16 protein-coding genes are annotated in these 16,227 nt (G+C 63.0%); 8 read left to right on the top strand and 8 right to left on the bottom strand.

What is annotated here, in order from left to right; translation table 11 throughout:
• Positions 1–13 precede the first annotated feature (13 nt).
• From aqpZ to P0D68_RS33495, 5 genes are all read right to left on the bottom strand, one after another.
• Complete coding sequence (gene aqpZ / locus P0D68_RS33475; RefSeq protein ID WP_408302483.1) at positions 14–760, bottom strand: aquaporin Z; 747 nt, start codon at positions 758–760, stop codon at positions 14–16.
• Between the two features lie 251 nt (positions 761–1,011).
• Positions 1,012–1,656, bottom strand: a complete 645-nt coding sequence (locus P0D68_RS33480; RefSeq protein WP_408302481.1) for a response regulator — start codon at positions 1,654–1,656, stop codon at positions 1,012–1,014.
• A gap of 108 nt (positions 1,657–1,764) precedes the next feature.
• Positions 1,765–2,454: a response regulator gene (locus tag P0D68_RS33485; RefSeq protein ID WP_408302479.1), complete on the bottom strand. Its 690-nt coding sequence runs from the start codon at positions 2,452–2,454 to the stop codon at positions 1,765–1,767.
• A 140-nt stretch (positions 2,455–2,594) separates the two neighbouring features.
• Entirely contained in the window at positions 2,595–3,260 is a 666-nt protein-coding gene (locus tag P0D68_RS33490; protein WP_408302477.1) for a response regulator, read from the bottom strand.
• 378 nt (positions 3,261–3,638) lie between these two features.
• Positions 3,639–4,952 carry an MFS transporter gene (locus P0D68_RS33495; RefSeq protein ID WP_408302475.1) on the bottom strand — a complete coding sequence of 438 codons (1,314 nt, stop codon included), beginning with the start codon at positions 4,950–4,952 and terminating at the stop codon, positions 3,639–3,641.
• Between the two features lie 95 nt (positions 4,953–5,047).
• On the opposite strand from P0D68_RS33495, the gene P0D68_RS33500 reads away from it, so the two are divergent.
• The 7 genes from P0D68_RS33500 to P0D68_RS33530 all read left to right on the top strand — a co-directional run bounded on the left by P0D68_RS33500 (position 5,048) and on the right by P0D68_RS33530 (position 11,725).
• Positions 5,048–5,935, top strand: a complete 888-nt coding sequence (locus P0D68_RS33500; protein ID WP_408302473.1) for a LysR family transcriptional regulator — start codon at positions 5,048–5,050, stop codon at positions 5,933–5,935.
• Positions 5,936–6,420: 485 nt separating this feature from the next.
• Positions 6,421–7,137 (top strand): c-type cytochrome, encoded by a 717-nt coding sequence (locus P0D68_RS33505; protein ID WP_408302471.1) that lies wholly within the window; start codon positions 6,421–6,423, stop codon positions 7,135–7,137.
• Positions 7,134–8,534 (top strand): c-type cytochrome, encoded by a 1,401-nt coding sequence (locus tag P0D68_RS33510; protein ID WP_408302469.1) that lies wholly within the window; start codon positions 7,134–7,136, stop codon positions 8,532–8,534. The genes P0D68_RS33505 and P0D68_RS33510 overlap by 4 nt, the downstream gene beginning before the upstream one ends.
• A gap of 24 nt (positions 8,535–8,558) precedes the next feature.
• On the top strand, positions 8,559–8,735 hold the full coding sequence (locus P0D68_RS33515; RefSeq protein ID WP_408302467.1) for a hypothetical protein: 177 nt from the start codon (positions 8,559–8,561) through the stop codon (positions 8,733–8,735).
• Between the two features lie 2 nt (positions 8,736–8,737).
• The gene (locus P0D68_RS33520) at positions 8,738–9,307 is read left to right on the top strand and encodes a cupredoxin domain-containing protein (protein ID WP_408302465.1); all 570 of its coding nucleotides are present in this window, start codon (positions 8,738–8,740) and stop codon (positions 9,305–9,307) included.
• Positions 9,294–10,919 (top strand): b(o/a)3-type cytochrome-c oxidase subunit 1, encoded by a 1,626-nt coding sequence (locus P0D68_RS33525; protein ID WP_091796773.1) that lies wholly within the window; start codon positions 9,294–9,296, stop codon positions 10,917–10,919. Before P0D68_RS33520 ends, P0D68_RS33525 begins: the two co-directional genes overlap by 14 nt.
• The gene (locus P0D68_RS33530) at positions 10,916–11,725 is read left to right on the top strand and encodes a c-type cytochrome (protein WP_091796774.1); all 810 of its coding nucleotides are present in this window, start codon (positions 10,916–10,918) and stop codon (positions 11,723–11,725) included. Before P0D68_RS33525 ends, P0D68_RS33530 begins: the two co-directional genes overlap by 4 nt.
• Before the next feature lie 72 nt (positions 11,726–11,797).
• Here the strand turns inward: P0D68_RS33530 and P0D68_RS33535 are convergent, their stop codons facing one another.
• A complete protein-coding gene (locus P0D68_RS33535) occupies positions 11,798–13,447 on the bottom strand; it encodes a methyl-accepting chemotaxis protein (protein ID WP_408185980.1) in 1,650 nt (549 codons plus the stop codon).
• A 298-nt stretch (positions 13,448–13,745) separates the two neighbouring features.
• On the opposite strand from P0D68_RS33535, the gene P0D68_RS33540 reads away from it, so the two are divergent.
• Entirely contained in the window at positions 13,746–14,546 is an 801-nt protein-coding gene (locus tag P0D68_RS33540; RefSeq protein ID WP_408185979.1) for a bestrophin-like domain, read from the top strand.
• A 39-nt stretch (positions 14,547–14,585) separates the two neighbouring features.
• Here P0D68_RS33540 and P0D68_RS33545 read toward each other — a convergent pair whose 3' ends face one another.
• Together P0D68_RS33545 and P0D68_RS33550 are read right to left on the bottom strand one after the other, a co-directional pair.
• Positions 14,586–15,398: an HpcH/HpaI aldolase/citrate lyase family protein gene (locus P0D68_RS33545; protein WP_408302462.1), complete on the bottom strand. Its 813-nt coding sequence runs from the start codon at positions 15,396–15,398 to the stop codon at positions 14,586–14,588.
• 32 nt (positions 15,399–15,430) lie between these two features.
• Positions 15,431–16,183 carry a GntR family transcriptional regulator gene (locus tag P0D68_RS33550; RefSeq protein WP_091796778.1) on the bottom strand — a complete coding sequence of 251 codons (753 nt, stop codon included), beginning with the start codon at positions 16,181–16,183 and terminating at the stop codon, positions 15,431–15,433.
• Positions 16,184–16,227 lie beyond the last annotated feature (44 nt).

Here is a 16,227-nt window from a genome sequence, read left to right on the forward strand (position 1 = left end):
CGCCCGGCAACACTCAGACGAGTTCGCCTTGCCCATCGGCAAGCCCGGCGCTACCGTGCTCGGGCTTGCCGTGCAGATACGAGAACAACGCGCCGGCAGTGATGCCCCCCGACAGCGGCGCAGCCCAGAACAGCCAGAGTTGATCCAGCGCCCAGTCTCCGACGAACAAGGCTTGCGCCGTGGAACGGGCGGGATTGACGGAACCGTTGGTGACCGGGATCGACACCAGGTAGACGAGCGCCAGACAGGCGCCGAGCACCAGCGGCGCGAGCGGCTGCACGTCGTGCCGGCGGGCGATCATGAGGTTGGCCATGACAAAGCAGAAGGACAGCACGAACTCGATGGCCAGCGCCGAATGCAATTGATAGTCAGCGGGAGAATGGTCGCCGAAGCCATTTGCCGCGAACTCGCTTGCGCGCAGATCGAAACCGGGACGGCCGCCCGCCACATAAAGGAGGAATGCTGCGGCAACGATCGCGCCGAGAATCTGCGAGGCAATGTAGGGAAGCAAATCCCTGACCGGGAAACGCTGTGCAACGGTAAAGCCTACGGTGACAGCGGGATTGAAATGACCGCCGGACAGGCTGCCGATGCAGTAGCTGGCCGTGGCGAGTGCGAGGCCGAATGCCAACGCCGCTTCCAGCACGCCGCCCGCCTGCTGGATCGCGCCGACGTTCAGCACAATGCTGCCGCAGCCGACGAACACGAGCCATGCCGTTCCCGCACTCTCCACCAACAACCGCTTACCTAATGCAACCATGCCGCCTCCTGTTTCTGTCCATGAGGCAGACGGCCCTGCGCGATTGCCATAAGACATCTGCCTGAATTCGCTCGGCTCGGGCATTGCTCAGCTTAACGAAATGACTGCTTTCGTCACGGGAGCATCGAATAAAGCCGCAGTGAACTCAGAACTATGAGGCGGCAATGTCTCGCAACCAATCGGAACACTCCTAAATTCGCTGCTCTCTAGAAACGGCTGCCAACGGCGCGATGCAATACGCCGCCCGCGTTTCAGGTCAATCCGATTTGGCGCGCGTAGTCGATCAGGTCGGCTTCCGTTTCCAGCCCGAGCTTGCGCATTGCACTACGTTTCTGCGTACTGATCGTTTTGCCGCTGCGCTGCAAACGCACTGCGATCTCGTGGACAGCGAGACCTTGCACATAGAGCTGGAAGATTTCCCACTCGCGCGCGCTCAGCACACCGGCGCGAAGCTGCGGCGGCGCATCCGCCGTTTCGATTGCGGCGCGCGCATGCTCCGACAGATAGACGCGGCCGGCAATCGCCGCCTCGATTGCGTCGAGCAAGGCGGTGACGGTTTCACGTTTATCGACGATACCGCCCACGCCGATGTGCAAAAGGCCGGTAAGCATGTGCGCATGGCAGATCATGGTCAGCACGACGACGCACGGACGCGGCCGGCCCCGCAACAGGCGGCGCAGAAAAGACACCGCGTTGCTGCCGCCGTGAATGCCCGGCATGTTGATATCCGAAACGACCACGTCGCATACATAAGCGTCGAGTAATTCAGCGAGGCCATGCGTGTCGGCCGCTTCGCCGACAAACTCGATGTGCGGGACGGTTTGCAACATTTGCTTGACGCCGACACGAACGCAGTCGTGATCGTCCGCGACGATGACGCGAATCTTTTGTCTCATCTTCTTGTTGTCTTATCGACTGGCATGCCCCGCACGCGTTGTGCTTCCCCGGGCGATGCCAATGCATCTTGTTTTCGTCACGCCAAGGCGCGACACGCGGCCGGCTCGTCACCGGTTCTGCACGCGCTCCTCGGGAATCACCCCGTACTCGACGGCGAAGCGGAACAGTTCCGCGTCGCTGTGCAGCGCGAGCTTGCGCATGGCGGTGCACTTCTGCGCGCTGATCGTTTTGACACTGCGCCCCAAACGGGCGGCGATCTCGGTCACGCCAAACCCTGACGCATATTGGGTGAACACTTCGAGTTCGCGGCGCGACAGCATTTGCCGGACAAAGTCGAGCCGCTGGGTCACCGTTGCGTCGGCGACCAACGCGCGCACCGCCGGCCCGACGTAACACTCGCGCGCCAACGCCGTGACGACGGCCACGTGAATCAGATCGATCCGGTCGCGCTTGCTCACCAATGCGTCGGCGCCGAGCGAAATCACCTTTTGCAGCTCGGCGGCCTCGGTTTCCATGGTAAGCACGACGAGCGCAATGTCGGGGTAGCGCATCTTGAACTGCCTGACGACTTCCAGTCCGCTGCCATCCGAACCGCCCGGCATGTAGAGGTCCATGAGCACCAGATCGCATGAACCACGGTCGACTTCCGTGAAGAGTTCGGTCGCATCGGCCGCGCGACCGACAATCTCCATATTCGGATAACCGCCCATCAGATTTTCGATTGCCAGCAGCACCAGTGGATGATCGTCCGCAATGATGGCTCGAATGGGCGTGCTTACCTCAGCGGTGTCGCGCATCTTCTATTTTTCCTCCGTACCTTGATTGACTGCCGCCCTTTTCAGTAAAACCAGCTCTCGTGCCGATCATTAAACATTTTTCAGAAAATAAACATAAGATCGCTCCGAAACCACCGCATTCGATTTAAAAAGTAAATTGCTTAGATATACGATTCAAAACCAGGAATTCCATATGCGCGCACGTGAGAAAAAAGACCTGGATCGTTGGCAACTCCGAGCTTGGTCATTGCCTCGCGTTTCTGCCTGCTGACCGTGCGACGATGACAGCCGAGCGCCGCTGCAATTTCAGCGATCGACTGGCCGTCCACCAGCAGCCTGACGACTTTGGCCTGAGCGCCTGATAGACGCGGCGGCGCCGGTCGTTCACACGCAAACTCCTGCGGGCGCGCGAGCGCTTCGACGATGGAACGCCCGAGATAGGCCTCACCGTGCCGAGTCGTGGCAATCGCCTGCCAAAGCTCGTGCATCGACTCCGCCTTGCCGAGCATGCTCACGGCGCCGTCCGACACAATGGCGCGAAGGATCGCGGCATTCGTCAGCGTTGTCATCACCACGATGCGCAGCTGCGGCCAGTCGCAACGGATTCGCCGGACGAGATCGAGGCCGTCGTTGACGGCGCCCGAGCGCTCCGGCATGGCGAGATCGGTGACGAGCACATCGCAGGGTGTGTTCCGCAAGCGTTCGAGCAGCGAAACGGCATTCGTCGCTTCGTCGACGATGGTGACACCGGCATGCATTTTTAAAGTCGCACGGATGCCAAGCAGAACGAATGGATGATCGTCCGCCAGGATAATTCGAAGGTTCACCAGGATTTTCTCTCGTTTGTTGCAGGATTATTTTCAAATGTGCAGAAAAAATCTGACACACTTTACCTATTCTTTGACGGCCCCTTGACGACGCTTCGCGTGTCAAGGCGGCCATAAAATCACCACTACAACTCCACGAAAATCGGAGCGCTCCGAATCCTGTAGAAAAACCAATTACCAATGCGGATTTATCAAAGAAGAAAAGAATAAATACGCAAAATGAATATTTTTTACTTTCACAACGGAACCCATTCCGGCCGGAATTCGACGGTGCAACCACTCATCGCAGGCGTGTCCACACGCCGCCCAACGGCATGACAAAAAGCGCGGCAGCCGCCCCGCGGCAATCACCCCATTACCGAACGGCGCCGTGCCTCGTCAGATTGCGTCGCAGGCGCGCGCCGCCCTCACCTTCCCCTCACGCGCCGCGCGCGGAAACACCGGGAACGCGATCAATGCGCACCCGCTGGCTACTGCCCACACCATCGGCCACGAACCTATCGTCAACAGCGGCGGAATTGCCAGGGGCGTCAGGAACAGCGTGAGAAAAACGCAGGTGTTGCCGATCGCCAGTGCCGTGCCGGCGCGGTTCGTCCCTGCCAGCGTGGCGAGTTCGGTAAAGGCCACGCCGTGCCATGCCGACGCGCTCACACCGCCCAGCACGACCATCAGCGCGAATACCGCTGTCAGCGTCGCGTGATGCATGCCGGCGAGGCCGGTCAGTAACGCGAGCGAGGCGAACAACACCGCCGTCAGCAAACTGCAGGCGCGCATATAGTTCCGCCGATTGCCGCGCCGGTCGGTCCACGCGCCACTCCAGACCCGCGCGATCGCGGCGCCCGTTTGCACCGCAGCCATCGTCACGCTGATCGCCATGACGCCGGCGCGGCTGAAATCGTGAAGAAACACCGTCCCGAACGTCACGACGGCGAGTTGCGGCACGCACAGCGCTCCAGCGCCGAGCGCCACGCGCCAGATGCCGATGTCGCGCAACGGCGAGACGCTGCTGCGCATGCCATTCGCCGCCGTGTCACGGACTTCGCGTGCGCCTTCCGAATCGGTATGAGCAGGTTCATGCAGCCAGCGCCATGCGAACCCCGCCGTGATCGCACAGGCGAGCGCCAGGACGGTATATGCGCTCGCAAAGCCATAACGCGACGCGAGCACTGGCAGCAGCAGTGCGCCGAGGCCGCCGCCCGCAGGCACCGCGGTCTGGCGAATACTCATGGCGAGGCCGCGCTCACCTTCGCGAAACCAGGCCATCACTGCGCGGCCGCTCGAACCGTTCACGCTGCCGCCGAACAGTCCAACCAGCAACAGGCCAAGCGCGAGCGTGCTCACGCCCGGTATGTGCGTACCGGACGGCACGACGAACAACGCGAGGCCGGCGAGCGCGGCAGCGGTCGAAAGCAGTCCGAGCAACAGGACACGCCGGTCGCCCCAGCGATCGGTCAGCAGTCCCCATGGCAACTCGCTGACCGCGATGCCGAGGCCCAACATGCCGAGCACGAGACCCAGACCGTCGTTGCCCAGGTGATAGCCCGAGCGCAAGAAAACCGCCGTCGTCGGAATTCCCGAAAATGCCGCGGAAAAGCTCGCGTTCGCAGCGAAACCGACCCCGAGCACCTTCCACCTGTGGCTTGCCGAACGCCTGCCGGATAGCCCTACGGCTGCCATTGATTCGTTTCCCATTCCACCCTCCGCAAAGAATCTGGAGGTATGCTACGGCTGGTCTTTCTATCGGAAAAGCCGGAATTTTAGATGACTTCCATCGGATATACCGAATCATGAGCCAGCGTGGATTCGACCTGACCCAGTTGCGAACCTTCGTCGCCGTCGCCGAATCGGGCAGTGTCTCGGCGGGCGCGGAGCGCGTATTCCTGTCGCAGTCTTCCGTCAGCGAGCAGTTGAAGAAACTGGAGGAACGCGCCGGCCAGCCGCTCTTCATACGCAGCAAGCAAGGCGTCAGCGCCACGCCGGCCGGCAGCCGCCTGCTCGACCACGCGCGGCGCATCATCGCAATGAGCGAAGCCGCGTTCGACGATCTGCAAGGCCGCTCGCTGGACGGCGAGTTGCGCATTGCCATCACGGACTACTACCGTCCGCACGACATCGCGCGCATTCTCAAGACGTTCTCGGAACAGCATCCGCGCCTGAAGCTGCACGTCACCGTTTTGCCAAGTGCGGTGATCGACAGCAATGCAGGTGACGATGCGTCGTTCGACATTGGTCTCTCGCTGCGGCTCGTCACGGATAACTCGCGCGCCACCGGCCGGCGCAACGCTGCGCCGAGCACGGTTGTGCGGCGCGAAAAACTGCTCTGGGTGAGCGCGGCGGATTCAGGTCCGCGGCCGGCCACGCCCTATTCGCTCGTGTTGCTGCCGTCGAGTTGCCAGTTGCAGCGTTTCGTCGTGAAGTTGCTCGACGAACACAAAGTGCCCTACGTGGTGTCGCACTCCGCCTCCGGCGTGGCAGGCTTGCAACTCGCACTGAAGGCGGGGCTCGGCATTTCCTGCCTGAACGAATCATCGGTCGGCGGCGGCGTCGTGGCCTGCCCGGCGAGCGTCGGCTTGCCCGCGCTGCCTGCCGTGGAGTTTCATCTGTTGCCCGGACGAATCGGCGAAAGCGAACGCGTGAGCAATGCGCGCACGGCCTTGCTGCGGCTCTTCAGTTGACCACGCTTGCAGGAGGTCCAAGGTGTGTCGCTGAAGCACGTGTTCCATCATCAAACAATCACATTCGCGCGATAACGTCGAAGCACGCGGCGATTTGCAATGAAACGTTGAAAGCCCCCTGGTCGACGCCTATCATGAACAGGTGTTTGGTCAAATTAGCTTTTGTTTGCTATTGACGCGCCGAATGAATTCCTGCAACCTCGTACACGCTGCTGAACGTTTCAAGCGTTAATTCCCGCAGCCCGAAAGCCGCCACCCACTGGCGCATTCAGGCAGATCGTTGTTTTAAAAAGCAATCGCATCGCCGTAGCAAATCAACACTCGCCATTCAGAATAAGTCCGTTTTCGATTTGCTGTTTTCGCACTCGTTATACAAAAACAACTGACGGAGTTGCCACACGCCGTCCGTGGATTCAGGAGCCAATCCGCGAGCGAATGCGCGAGAAATAATCGAGAAGAAAGAACGTTCCCAATAGAGGCCTGGCGTGCATCGTAGAACTATCGGATCGTCTGTTCTGTTAGTGCTTTACGTTATGTGGAGCGGCGTGGCGCTCGCCGCCACCGACGCGTCCAGCGCCATGCCCTCGGCCATGGACGAACGCGTGCGCGCCTGCACCTCCTGTCACGGCGTGCAGGGCCAAGGCCTGAACAACGATTACTTTCCGCGCATTGCCGGCAAGCCGGCCGAGTATCTGTTCAACCAGTTGACCGCGTTTCGCGACGGCGGCCGCACATATCCGCCAATGGGCTATCTGCTCGCCTTCCTGCCCGACGACTACCTGCGCAAGATCAGCCAGTATTTCGCCGATCTGCAACCGCCGTACCCCAACGCCGATCAAAGCGCCGTCGCGCCGGCAGTGCTCGCCGCCGGACAGCGCCTCGTCACCCAGGGCGACCCCGCCCGCAAGATACCGGCGTGCATTGCGTGCCACGGTGCGCGCATGACCGGGACGCAGCCGGGCATTCCAGGTCTGCTCGGTTTGCACGCGAGCTATATTGCCGGACAAATGGGTACCTGGCGCTCGGGCACGCGGCACGCGCTCGCACCAGACTGCATGCATTCGATCGCGGTCAAGCTCAGCGACAAGGACATTACCGCGGTATCGAGCTGGCTCGCGCGCCAGCCGCGTCCGGCCGATCCGCGGCCCGCACCGGCGTCCGGCGAGCGGCTGCCTCTCGCATGCGGGAGCCAACCGCAATGAAGCCGACACTTCGCTCTCCGGGCTCGTTCCGCGCGCTGCGCACCGCGCTGCTCACCACTGTGCTCGCCATGACGAAGGGCCGAGGCGCGCATGCGCCGTTCGCGTCAGGTCTCTTGGCCGCCGGCCTGATCCTCACGGGCAGCGCCGCGCTTCTGCACGTATCGCACACGCCCCTCATCGCCGAAGCACGCGCCGCCGACACCGCGACAACGTCCGCGCCGGGCGGTGCCGCCGACACGCGCCCCGACATCGTCAAACGCGGCGAGTATCTGGCGCGCGCGGGCGACTGCGTGGCCTGCCACACCGCGCCGCGCGGCAAACTGTTCGCGGGCGGCCTTGCCATGGAAACGCCGTTCGGCACGCTGTATTCGCCGAACATCACGCCGGACGCGCAATACGGCATCGGCACCTGGAGCCAGGACGCGTTCTTCAAGATGATGCGCACCGGCCGCACACCGGACGGCACGCTGATTTATCCGGCAATGCCGATCGCTCAATACACCAAGGTCACGCGCGAGGACTCGGACGCGATCTTCGCCTATCTGCGGACCGTCACGCCGGTGCGTGAGCCGAATCACAAACACACGCTGCGCTTCCCGTTCAATCAGCGCAACCTGCTGTACGGCTGGCGCACGCTGTATTTCCGCGAAGGCGAATTCCAGCCCGATCCGACCAAATCGGTCGAATGGAACCGCGGCGCGTATCTGGTCGAAGGGCTCGGGCACTGCACGATGTGCCACACCAAGATCAACATGCTCGGCGGCTCGTCGCAGAGCGAACAGTTCGCGGGCGGCCTGATTCCCGTACAGAACTGGTACGCGCCTTCGCTGACCTCGGACAAGGACGGCGGCCTCGGCGACTGGAGCACCAAAGACATCGTCGATCTGCTGCAAGCGGGCATTTCCGATCGCGGCGCGGTGTACGGCCCAATGGCCGAAGTCACGTACCACAGCCTCCAGTACATGACGGAAGACGATATCAAGGCGATGGCGGTTTATCTGAAATCCTTGCCCGACAAGAGCGGCCGCAAGACCGGTCCGTCGGCGCCGACCAACACCAACGTGTTCGCGCTCGGCGAAAAAATCTACGCCGACAAATGCGCGATCTGCCACGGCGAAAAGGGCGAAGGCAAGCTGCAACACTATCCGCCGCTCGCCGGCAACCAGTCGATCGAAATGGACTCTTCGGTCAATCCGATTCGCATCGTGCTCAATGGCGGTTTCCCGCCGGGCACGATGCGCAATCCTGAACCGTACGGCATGCCGCCTTTCGGTCAGGAACTGAACGACACCGACGCCGCCGCGGTGGTCACCTATATCCGCACGGCGTGGGGCAATCACGGTCAGCCCGTGACGTCCCGCGACGTCAACGCGTTGCGCAATGCGCCGTTGCACTGAACCACCGCACTGGAGAGCCTTCAGATGGAAGCAAACGATACCGGTAGCGCGGCCCCGCCGACGGACGAAGAAGTAGAACGCGTCGTCGCGGCCGGCCCGCATGGCGCGATCGCTCTCGCCGGCGTCGCCACGCTGATCGTCATGGCGATCTGGTTCGGCTTCTACTTTCTCGTGTTTCTGCCGCGCGGCGTGGTTCACTGATCATGTCGACCGATTCCAACCACCAATCGGGCGGCCACGCGGTCGCCTTGCGCGCCGAGCGCCGTTGGGCCATTTTCGCCGTCGCGCTGATCGTTCTGATGCTGGTCGTGATCGTGTATTCGGGACTGCATTGGGCGATGATGCCGCCCTCGCGCGTCGAAACGATCGATCCATCACGCCTGCAACTGTCCGGCGAATTCGTCGAAGACAATCTGGGCAGTGCGGTCGAGCCGGACGGCTCGGTGGTCGTGCGCTTCATCGCGCAGCAATACTCGTTCACGCCGCAATGCCTGCTGGTGCCAGCCGACACGCCGATCACGATCCGCACCACCAGCGCCGATGTCGTACACGGCCTGCTCGTCACCGACACCAACATCAACACGATGGTCGTGCCGGGCTATGTCGCCACACTGAACACGCGCTTCGACACGCCTGCCGATCACACCATGCCGTGCCACGAGTTCTGCGGCTTCGGGCATCAGACCATGTGGGCGCACGTGAAAGTCATCGACAAAGCCACCTTCTTCGAGCAGGCCCGACAATCACGGAGGCTGAGCTGTGTTTCACGCTAAGCGACTCGTTCTCGCGCATTTCTGGCTCGCCTTCATTGCGTTTCTGATCGCGCTGCTGCTCGGCGCCTGGCAGATGCTGGTGCGCAGCCCGCTGGTGCCGTGGGTCGGCGACCCCGAGCTTTACTATCGTTCGGTAACCGCGCACGGCTCCGTGATGGCTTATGTGCTGCCCACGCTGGTGTCGATGGGCTTCGGCTACGCGATCGTCGAACTCGCGCTAGCGCAGCGCCTCGTCGGTCTCAAATGGGCGTGGGCCGCCTTCATCATGCTGGCAATCGGCGCGGTGATGGCAATGGTGCCCGTGGCGCTCGGCCAGGCCTCGGTGCTTTACACCTTCTATCCACCGATGATCGGCAGTCCCTTCTATTACCTCGGCGTGGTGCTGGTGGTGGTCGGCTCGTGGATCTGGGTCGCGCTGATGCATGTGAACCTGCGCATCTGGAAGCGCGCCAATCCGGGCAAGCCGGTGCCGCTCGCCATGTTCGCCAACGTGGCGGGCGCGTATCTGTGGGCCTGGACCGCTGTCGGCGCGGCGCTGGAAATCCTGTTCCAGATCCTGCCGGTCGCATTCGGCCTCACCAACACGATCGACGCCGGCCTCTCGCGCATCCTGTTCTCGTGGACGCTGCACGCGATCGTCTACTTCTGGCTGATTCCCGCTTATATCGCCTACTACACGCTGGTGCCGCGCGCGATCGGCGGACGGCTCTATAGCGATTCGATGGCGCGCGTGTCGTTCATCCTGTTCCTCGTCTTCGCGATGCCGATCGGCATTCACCACCTGTTCGCCGATCCTCAGGTCGGCTCCGGCTTCAAGTTCCTGCATGCGGTCTTCACCGGCATGGTGTCGGTGCCGACGCTGCTGACGGTGTTCACGATCTGCGCGTCCGTCGAAATCGCCGGCCGACTGCGCGGCGGCAAGGGTGCCTTCGGCTGGATAGGCGCACTGCCCTGGCAAAACCCGATGATGCTCGTAATCGCGTTCTCGTTCGTGATGCTCGGACTCGGCGGAGCGGGCGGGCTGATCAACATGAGCTACCAGCTGAACTCGACCGTGCACAACACGCAGTGGGTGACCGGCCACTTCCATCTGATCTTCGGCGGCGCGATCGTCATCATGTACTTCGCGATCGCCTATGAACTGTGGCCGCAACTGACCGGCCGGGCCCTCGCGTCGGTCAAGCTGGTGCGTACGCAACTGTGGCTGTGGTTCATCGGCATGATGGTCGTGACGCTGCCGTGGCATTACGTCGGCCTGCTCGGTGCGCCGCGCCGCATGGCCTACTACGACTACAACACGCCGGGCATGCAGTCGCAGGCGTTCTGGGTCGGCATGTCGGCGGTGGGCGGATTGATCCTCGTGGCGTCCGGCGTGCTGTTCATCTACATCCTCGCCAAGTCGCAATTCGGCCCGGTGGTGCAGCAGCAGAGCTTCCGCTTCGCGAGCGCGGCACAGCCGGTGGAGCGCGTGCCGGCCGCACTCAACAGCTTCGGTTTGTGGGTGGCGTTGATGATCGGCCTCACGGTCGTCAACTACAGTGTGCCGATCGTGCAGTTGCTCAGATTGCCGCAGACGTCCGTGCCGGCAGTCGTCGTCGGAGCGCAGCGATGAACCAGGAACGCGTCTTCAGCTTGCGCAACCCGTGGTTCACGGTGAGCGTGGGCGGCACGCTTGCGATTGCCGTCGTGTCGATACTGATCGGCTTTATCTGGCTGCCTTCGGCGAGCAACGCCTTCGGCGACCGCGGCTTATGGGCGACGATCTGCAGCGCCGCGGGCGCGCCGTCGAGCTGGTACGGCGGCGCCAATCTCACCGGGCCGGCGCCGAGCGAAGTGGTGGTCTTGCCGCCTTTGCGGCGCGCGCGAGCCGACGCGAATTCGATCGGCCGCGGCGCGACGATCGCGACGCAAAATTGCTCGATGTGTCACGGCGTGCTGGGCACGGTGCAGGTGACGGCGCCCGCGCTGGCCGGGCAATATGCCGACGTGATCTATAAAGAATTGCGCGACTACCAGAACGGCGTGCGCCAGAACGCGATCATGCAACCCATCATCGCCGCGCGCAGCGACCAGGATCTGCACGATCTGGCGGCTTATTACGCATCGCTGCCGCGGGCACCGGCAGCGCAGACACTGCCCACCGGGGTGGAACCGGACGCGAATGCCGTGAAGCTGGCCATGCAGGGCGATCCGCAGCGCAATATCGCGCCTTGCGCGGCATGCCACGGGCAGCTCGATCGCAAGGGCGCGGCGCCGTGGCTGGGCGGACAGTCGTCGATCTATCTGGCGGCGCAGTTACGCGCCTTTGCTTCCGGCGCAAGACACAACGACATCAACGAACAGATGCGCAACGTCGCACGGCAGATGACGCCCGCCGAGATCGACAGTGTGGCGAAATACTATGCGGCCATGCAGTAGCGGACGCTTTGCGCGTGCCGCGCGACTCGTCCCAACGACTCGACACGCCGTCTCGCAACACAACCGCCGATCTCAAGCCGTTGCGAACTCGCCTGCATGCGTGGTTCCCGGCGCGGCGACCGAACCGCCGCGCCGTCCGCCATGCGCGGACGACGAACCTGCGCCGCTGCCGGTCTGAAACACCGACACGGCGGAAGTCAGTCGCCGCGCCTGCTCTTCCAGCGAACTCGCCGCCGCCGCGGCCTCTTCGACCAGCGCCGCATTTTGCTGAGTCACCTCGTCCATCTGCGCAACCGCGAGATTGACCTGATCGATGCCGGTGCTCTGCTCGGTCGCGGCCGCCGCGATTTCACCCATGATCGAACTCACGCGCGCGATCGCGTCGACGATCTCGGTCATCGTCGAGCCCGAGCGTTGTACCAGCTGCGAACCGGCCTGCACACGCGCCGTCGATTCGTCGATCAAACCCTTGATCTCCTTCGCCGCTGCCGCGCTGCGCTGCGCGAGCGAGCGCACTTCGCTCGCCACCACCGCGAAGCCGCGTCCCTGCTCGCCGGCGCGCGCGGCTTCGACTGCCGCATTCAGCGCGAGAATATTGGTCTGAAACGCGATCCCTTCGATCACGCCGACAATGTCGGCAATGCGCCGCGAATCGTCGACGATGCCATGCATCGTGCCTACCACCTGTTCCGTCAGATCGCCGCCTTGCGCGGCCAGACTGGATGCGCCCTGCGCGAGCGAACTGGCCTGCTTGGCGTTGTCGGCCGTCTGCTTGACCGTCGAGGTGAGCTGTTCGATGCTCGCCGCCGTTTCTTCGAGCGACGCGGCCTGCTCTTCGGTACGTTGCGACAGATCGGTATTGCCCGCGGCAATCTCGCTCACGCCGGTGTCGATGGATTCCGTGCCTTGCCGCACCGAATTCACTGTCGCGATCAGCGATTCCTGCATCTTGCGCAACGCGGCCGCGAGACGGCCCATTTCGTTATTGCTGGCCACGACGATCTGACCAGTCAGGTCACCATTGGCAATGCGCTGAAACTGCGCGATGGTGGCGTCGACCGGACTGACGATCGCGCGCACCAGCACCGCGCGGCCGATCAACGAACCGAGCAGCGACACGACCATGCCGATCGCCACCGCAATACAGATCGCGTAGAACAGATCCTGCGCATCCTGATAGCGCTGCGCGCCGTGATCGATCTGCAACTGTTCGAGCGTGAGCATGGCCTTTTCATAGGCGCTGTAGAGCGACGGCAGCTTGTGCGCCTGCAATTGCTGGAAGGTGGTCTTGTCGCCGGACTTGAGCGCGGCGAGCGCCGGATCGACGCCTTCGTGCAGGAAGGTATCGCGCTTGTCCTGCATGTCCTTGATGAGGCGCTGTTCGTCGGCGTCCGTGCTCGCGCGGCTCACATAGTGGGCAAGACGGTCGTTCGATCCTTTCTGGTACTGATCGAAACGCTTGAGCACGGCGTTCGCGCCGTCCTGATCGTTGAGATCGACGAGCGAGGCATACGTCGCCAGCGCGAGACGCAGGCGCAACAGCTGTCCGGCGCTGCCTTCGAGGTCGGCGACTGCCGGCGTGTCCACGGTGTACATCTGCTGCAGCGAGGCGTTGCTCGAGCGCAGCGACAGCAGGCCGGCGGCGGCGCCGACCAGTAACACGATGCCGAAAAATCCGATCATCATGGTCAGACAGGTGCGAATCGACAGATTTTTCAACATCGGGCGTGTCTCCGTTGGGCTGCCTGACCGGATGTTCATCAAAAATCTCGGCCACGCGCGCTGCGCACAAGCTCACTCGGCCAGGTCCGCAACTATTGTCTTGATTTAAGCGAATGCCACATGTAAGGACTACGGCGCGATCAGCAAAAACTTGATAGTCGATGCCCACGCCGTTGTGTTACATCAAAATTCAAGCGGATGAGGCCGGTGATACGCGCCGATCGTTGCGGGACTACCCGGGTTTTCGGCGGGCGGCGGTTGATGGAAAGTGGCGAGGGTGCGTCTACGGAGCATGCGTATGTCCGAAGTCGGTTCGACCGTGGTGATTTTCGCTCTCTTGCTGATCGCGACCGGCGTGGGCGTGTGGGTGCGGCCGCTGTTGCCTGAAGAGCACAAGGCGCATGAAACCGTGCAGTTGATCCAGCTGGTGATCGGCATGCTGGTGACGTTTGCCGCGCTGGTACTCGGCTTGATGACGGCATCCGCGAAGTCCAGCTTCGACACGGCTTCCAATGATTTGCGCGCCTACGCAGCCGATCTGATCGAGTTCGACACGACCTTGCGCCAATACGGCGCGGATACCGATCCGGCCCGGCACCTGTTGCGCCAGTACACGGCGGCGGCGATTGCCTCGACGTGGCCCGGCGAAACCCCTCCCACCGGCGAATACCCGAAAGACATCGGCTCGCAGGACAACTCGCAGAAACTGGAGAACGTGCGGCTCGGCGATATGCTGACCGCCGTGGGCAGGGAGTTGCGGCAATTGCGGACCCACGATCCATTACAGCAACGCGCGCTCGACGACGGATTGGTGCAATACCGGCGCGTGGTGGACGCGCGGTGGAAGATCATCGAGGAAGCGCACAGCTCGATTTCCCAGCCGTTCCTCAAGACACTGACCTTCTGGCTGGCCGTGATCTTTCTGAGTTTCGGCCTGATCGCGCCGCGCAACGCGCTGGCGTTGGTCACGATTTTGCTCGGCGCGGTGTCGATTGCTTCCGCGATCTATGTGATCGTCGACCTGGATACGCCGTTTACGGGGCCGATTGTCATCTCCAGTGTGCCCATGAGGGACGCGTTGGACCATTTGCGCCGGTAAGCATGGCTTGCCTTGCCGCCGGGCCGAACCGGCGCACCATCACCGCGTGAGCGTGTCGAATTCAGCAATCCTTTTCGCCCGCTCGATGACCGGCCGGTCGACCAGTTTGCCGTCCACCGCGAACGCCCCTTCCGGATGTTCGCGACACGCCGCGAGAACACGCGCCGCCCAACGCCGCTCGTCCTCGCTGGGCGCGAAACCGCTGTTGACCGGATCCACCTGGCGCGGGTGTATGCACAGCTTGCCGCCGAAGCCGAAGCGCCGCGCGCCGGCCACGTGCTCCGTCAGGCGGGCGAGATCGTCGAGTTCCAGCGTCACGCCATCGACCGGCGCGGCGAGGCCCGCATAGCGCGATTCGATCACCATCTGCGAGCGTACGTAATTCAGTTCGACGCCGAGTCCTTCAATGCCGGCATCGCCGCAAAAATCCACGGTGCCGAACGCAAGCCGCGTGACCGACGGCACGGCGGCGATTTCCCGCATCGCCACCACACCCGCGACGGTTTCGATGAGCGCCACGATGCGCATCGCCGCCGGCAGCCGCGCGGCGACGTCGGCGAGTTGCTGCGCGCTGTCCGACTTAGGCAGCATCAACGTGGCAATGCCGGAGGCCCGCACCGTCTCCACATCGGCGACATGCCACGGTGTGCCCACCGCGTTCACGCGGACGATGAGCCGCGCGGGATCCGCCGTCGACAGCCAGCGTTGCAGGCCATCGCGCGCGGCGAGCTTCGCCGCCGGCGCAACCGCGTCTTCGAGATCGATCACCACCGCGTCGGCGCCCGTGTCGAGCGCCTTGCTGAAGCGCTCGGGCCGGTCGCCCGGTACGAACAGATAACTGCGTGCGTCCATCCTGCTCTCCTGAACCGCACGCCGCGATGCTGCTAGTTGGCGTGCCAGTCGCGTTGAAATGTTTCGGAATAACTGTAGCGGTCCGCCGGATGCACACTGATGGTCAGCTCGACCACCTGCGCACGCCGGTTCAGATAACGGCGGCACAACCACAGCGCGGGCGAACGCGGCTTCGCGTTCAGACGTTGCGCCAGCGCCGCCGGCAGCGCGACCGCGCGGATTTCCTGCTGAACTTCGGCGATCTGCTCGCCGAACTGCTTTTCGATCAGCGTGTAGATCGGCACATGCGTGCGGCCGCTCAGGCCTGTCAACGAGCGGAACGCCGGATGGATATACACCTGCGTGTGACAGATCGGCTCGACACTGTCCGGTGAACGGCGAATGCCCTCGGCCAGCAACCAGGTCTCACCTGGCTTCGCGCTGAGCCGCTCGAGCAGTTCGGCGTCGTCGATCTCGACGGTTTGCGTCGACTCGATCTCCAGCTCCGTGTCCGACGTGTAGCGGTGCAGGTCGCTCAGGCGCTCCATCACCTGCCGGTACGCGGTCTCGCTTTGTATGGCTTTCACGCGGGTGCCGATGCCGGGCCGCCGGTCCACCAGACCGCGCTGCTCCAGTTGCTTGATGGCCTGGCGCACCGTGAAGCGGCTCGCGCCGAACTGCTCGCAGAGCTCGAATTCGGTCGGCAGCAACGTGCCGATGGGAAACTGTCCGCCCTGAATCTCGTTCAGGAGCGTCTGTGCCAGTTGCATGTAGCGCGGCTGTTGCCCGAGGACTGTCGTGGCCATCTCGATGTGCAAAAAAGTGGAAGAGCGGACGGTTGCCCGCCCGG

Origin of the sequence: Paraburkholderia sp. RL17-380-BIE-A (assembly GCF_046028085.1) — a bacterium.
GTDB lineage: Bacteria > Pseudomonadota > Gammaproteobacteria > Burkholderiales > Burkholderiaceae > Paraburkholderia.